Below are 3,925 nucleotides of genomic sequence, written 5' to 3'. Positions count from 1 at the left end.
TGCTCGCCTTCGCCATGATGGCGGTGATCCGGTATCGCGCCAATGACGTGACGCCCCAAAAAAGACCGCGGATGCCGACCATCAGGATTTAATCCGCTGGTCTATCCAGGAAGTCCGGCGCATCGCCACAAGGCTTGCCCAGCGTCGCATAAAGCCCGCCTACGTCATCGCGTGGTCATGCTGGAGGCGCGCCCATCAGGCTGCCGCTCGACGAGCGCATTTGAAGGCGAAAATGCAACTGTAATGCTAAAGCCGGTGCGAGATCTGCACGACAGCGAAAAAAGCCGCCAAGGTTGCGAGCGACAAACAAACGCTCCTCTTGTGCAACAGCGATGGCAACCGTGTTTGGATCTCGCTGCGAAGCGCGCCGGATCCAAGGGCCAGATAGACGAACAATGCGGCTGCGATGATCCAGCCAATGACATCATAGAGGGCGCCGAAGACATGTGCGCCCAGCGTCTGCGTTGTCTCGTTGGCAGCCACGGGTGGCCGTTCGGATAGTGACGATGAGGGCTCATAAACCGGTGCGTCTCCCAACAGCACCAATGCGGATTTCGCCGGCGCATAATTCTGTTCAGCCGCCTTGTTCAACCAGAAAAAACCTTGTTTTCGGTCGGGCGAGCCGATGCTGACAGCCGACAGGCCGAGATGGATCGCCGCCAATTCGTATTGAGAAGCCACATGGCCTTGGTTTGCTGCTCTCAGAAACCAGTTACGCGCTTGCTCGCCGTCGACAGATACGCCTTCACCATTCTTGTAGAGCATTCCTAGCGCATACTGCGCGTGCACCTCTCCTTTCTCGGCCAAGGGTTTCCATTCGGCTAAGGAGCGGGCGTAATCATGCGCCTGATAGGCGTCGTAGCCTTCATCGTAGCCGGCCAGCAAGACAGAAGGGGTGCCGAACGCAAGCAATAGGCTCGCCGCAAACAGATAGATGTTACGGATAACTTGTCTCATTGAGAAATACCGTAGGTGCTTGCGGCCGTTCGGTTGCAATCAAATCGCCATCCAAGATCAATGGGCGAAACACGAGAAGACTGTCGGCCATTGCTCTTGGCAAGACGAGAGGTACGTGGGCGGACATATAACATCAACATGCCTATGGTCGTGATTGAGTTGAGGTAGATTCAAGCGGCCGATCCTCGCCTGCCGAAGCCGGTAGGATGCGGAGGCTGGAGAGGAGCCTGCGATAGAAGAAACGATTTGCCCGATAGTCGCGCCGTGCGGTCGACAGGGAAAGGTTGACCGCGATGCCTTCAGCCGCCGAGCAAACGACGATGTAGGAGGTCATCTTTCGGTCGCCAGGCCAGAACCCGGCATATTCTCGTACGATGCTTCCGTTCTCCAGCTGGAATTCCTTTCCAACTTGTTTGAAGAACTTCATGCCGTCGACGCCGGCAAAACGGGCGTCGGCGAATTGGCGCAGTGACGTCTGCTGATCATAGCGCCATGCCCCGCCCGTCAAGCTCGGCCCGTTTTCGGATGCACTGATGTGGAAGTATTCCTCGTCTGACCTATCCAGCCAATGGACGGGCGCCATGACCGAGAAGGTACGCTGCTGTCCAAACACCTCTCGCATTTCGATCACCTTGTCTTTCGACTTCCTTGTGCCGAGGAGAAAGGTAAGGAGGGCTCGGAAACCTATCACCATCAGGGTGAGCACGCCGATCATAGGAAGCGCAGTTAGCCCGAGAACAAGAAAACTAGTGATCGAAGATAAAATGGTCCACCTGTTGATGATTTATGCAGAGAATAGAAGAAGCGACTCGATCGGCCGAAGGACGAGCTTAGCCTTCGACTTTCCCGGCCCCTGAGACTTTGTAACGGCCGTTGTCGCATACGATATCGAAGACACGTGGATCCCGGTTCGGGACCGTGATCGCGGTCACTGCGTTGCATGCCTTGCCGGACGCTTTCAGAGCGCGCTGCACGACGGGGACGATGGTTGTCGGTGTGGGGTTGAAGTCCTCCGGAACACCGGTCGTTTGACCGTTCATGATGAGCGTCATCGAGCTCCAAATCCACAAATCGGGAACATCGATGATCGAAACCGCCTCCGACTCCTGGGCGCATACCGGTGCAGCGCAGAGCGCGGCGACCATAAGCAGTACGATTTTCTTCACTGAATGTCCTTTCGCGCTAGCCATTGATTTGAATGGCGGAACAGACTCGGGGGCCGCATGTCCATGATCTACGAACGCCAGTTTGGTGATTTCCCAGCTGAACCCAGGGCTTTGCCAAAGCAGACGGCTGCAGCGTTTCACGCAACGTAACGACATTGCCGAGATCCAATGCGCTTGTCATAAGGTCTCGCGTGAGCGACAGAGTTTAGCGTCTGACATCTGACCTTGTTTAAACGCTTTCCGCACGATGTACACCGAGCGCGGCCGAGAGACCCGTCGTGATGTTCTGCATCACATTGGGCAAGCTCCGATCGACACCGTAAACGAAGCCCGGGAAGTCAAGCGGTTTCTGGTGCAACCAGATCGCCTCGTGCTGGTCCGGGGGTAGGAGTTGAGCTGGATCGCCAACGGCAATCCAGCCGATCGGCACGGTCGTATCCGGCTCGAGGCGGGTGCGCAGGTGTACGATGCCGTTGATGCGAACTTCTGATCCACGGCCGATGTGCGCACCATGGAAGACTGCCGCGCCAGTAGCAACGAAGACCTCATCGTCGATTTCGGCGCCAACCACATGACTGTTGGGACCAACAACACAGTGATCTCCCAACGCGCAAGGATGGCGGCCTGTGGCTCGGATCACTGCATTTTCCAACACAATGCAGTTGCGGCCGATGCGGATCGACCCGCCTGCCTCCGCTATAAGGCGGGCGCCATGCATGATGCGACTGCCAGCACCGATGACGACATCGCCGCACACCGTGGCATCCGGAGCAACCCAGGCGTCGGTATCGATCGTCGGCGAATGTTCTGCATAAGAAATGATCATTCGTGATTTTCCTTTTTCTCAATCTCAGTCGCGCGACAGCCGATCGGGCAGACCTCAGGGCCGCAAAGATCATGCTCGCAGAGGCGACATGTTGTTCTGGCAAAAGCGCGGGAGGTCGTCGCACCGGCAAGAATCGTATCAAGCATGGAAGCAAAGTGCTTTCGCTCGTCCGGTTGTAGCGCAGCCAGCAAGTCGTCGAGCGCAGCCAGCCGGAGAGCGTGTAGCTCTTGCACCTGCGCGTGGCCGGCCTCCGTCAATGTCAGGGGCGTGATGCGACCCTCCGGTTTACCGCGCTCAATCAGCGCCTGGCGCTCCAGCCCATCGATTAACCGCACGGCATTCGGCTGACTGACGCCGACAATCACGGCAAGTTCCGTCGTCGTCAGTCCCGGCTTGAAGTGTAACATCGATAGAACGGCCGCCGCGCTCGGCGAAAGTCCTGCCAAGGACGCTTCCGTCCGGTCGCGGATCATGGCGCTGAGCGCGCCGAGTTTGTTGGCTTCTAGTAATTGCATAGCATATGCATATATGATTTCAGCACGACGTCAAGAAGGGACGTTGCGCTATTGTGATCGTCCACTGAGCAGCTGCGAGAATCAAAGGAACGCGGCCAACTTGGCCGCGTTCCGGATACCAGCGTCTGACAATTTTTTAGGGACTGGTTAAGACGTATGAGATCAAAACTCTTCCCAGGACGCCGTTGCCGCCGCCGCTCCACCGGAGCCTCCGAAGGAGCCGGCAATCCTTGCCCGAAGCGAACGCGCCGGCGAAGCGGCGGGGCTGGACTGCTCCGTCACAACGGCTGGCCGAACCTGGCTGCGGCCGCCTTGAAGCGCGAACTGGCCGAGGAGGTCATTCAAGGCCGTCACTTCCTTGCCGAGGCTGTAGCTCGCGGCGGTGGATTCCTCGACCATGGCGGCATTCTGCTGCGTTCCCTGATCGATGGTGTTGACGGCGGTGTTGATCTCCTGCAGCC

Annotated in this window: 5 protein-coding genes and 1 pseudogene; all 6 read right to left on the bottom strand. The window is 57.7% G+C overall.

What is annotated here, in order from left to right:
- Window positions 1-246 precede the first annotated feature (246 nt).
- Window positions 247-957, bottom strand: a complete 711-nt coding sequence (locus QD409_RS35190; protein ID WP_430765009.1) for a tetratricopeptide repeat protein — start codon at window positions 955-957, stop codon at window positions 247-249.
- A 142-nt stretch (window positions 958-1,099) separates the two neighbouring features.
- Window positions 1,100-1,672, bottom strand: coding sequence for a hypothetical protein (locus QD409_RS35185; protein WP_430765008.1), 573 nt, complete (start codon window positions 1,670-1,672; stop codon window positions 1,100-1,102).
- Between the two features lie 115 nt (window positions 1,673-1,787).
- Window positions 1,788-2,123: a hypothetical protein gene (locus QD409_RS35180; RefSeq protein WP_430765007.1), complete on the bottom strand. Its 336-nt coding sequence runs from the start codon at window positions 2,121-2,123 to the stop codon at window positions 1,788-1,790.
- A 229-nt stretch (window positions 2,124-2,352) separates the two neighbouring features.
- Window positions 2,353-2,949: a gamma carbonic anhydrase family protein gene (locus QD409_RS35175; protein WP_430765006.1), complete on the bottom strand. Its 597-nt coding sequence runs from the start codon at window positions 2,947-2,949 to the stop codon at window positions 2,353-2,355.
- Window positions 2,946-3,464, bottom strand: coding sequence for a MarR family winged helix-turn-helix transcriptional regulator (locus QD409_RS35170; RefSeq protein WP_430765005.1), 519 nt, complete (start codon window positions 3,462-3,464; stop codon window positions 2,946-2,948). Before QD409_RS35170 ends, QD409_RS35175 begins: the two co-directional genes overlap by 4 nt.
- Window positions 3,465-3,626: 162 nt before the next feature.
- A pseudogene (locus QD409_RS35165) lies at window positions 3,627-3,925 on the bottom strand (methyl-accepting chemotaxis protein); the annotation flags it as partial.

This window comes from Rhizobium sp. BR 315 (assembly GCF_050577975.1).
Lineage (GTDB): Bacteria > Pseudomonadota > Alphaproteobacteria > Rhizobiales > Rhizobiaceae > Rhizobium > Rhizobium miluonense.
This window is presented reverse-complemented; position numbering and strand designations above follow the sequence as displayed.

Bases quoted from the DNA above. Each gene is read 5' to 3' on its own strand.
- QD409_RS35185 (WP_430765008.1), bottom strand. From the start codon at position 1,672: ATGATCGGCGTGCTCACCCTGATGGTGATAGGTTTCCGAGCCCTCCTT.
- QD409_RS35175 (WP_430765006.1), bottom strand. From the start codon at position 2,949: ATGATCATTTCTTATGCAGAACATTCGCCGACGATCGATACCGACGCC.
- QD409_RS35170 (WP_430765005.1), bottom strand. From the start codon at position 3,464: ATGCAATTACTAGAAGCCAACAAACTCGGCGCGCTCAGCGCCATGATC.
- QD409_RS35190 (WP_430765009.1), bottom strand. From the start codon at position 957: ATGAGACAAGTTATCCGTAACATCTATCTGTTTGCGGCGAGCCTATTG.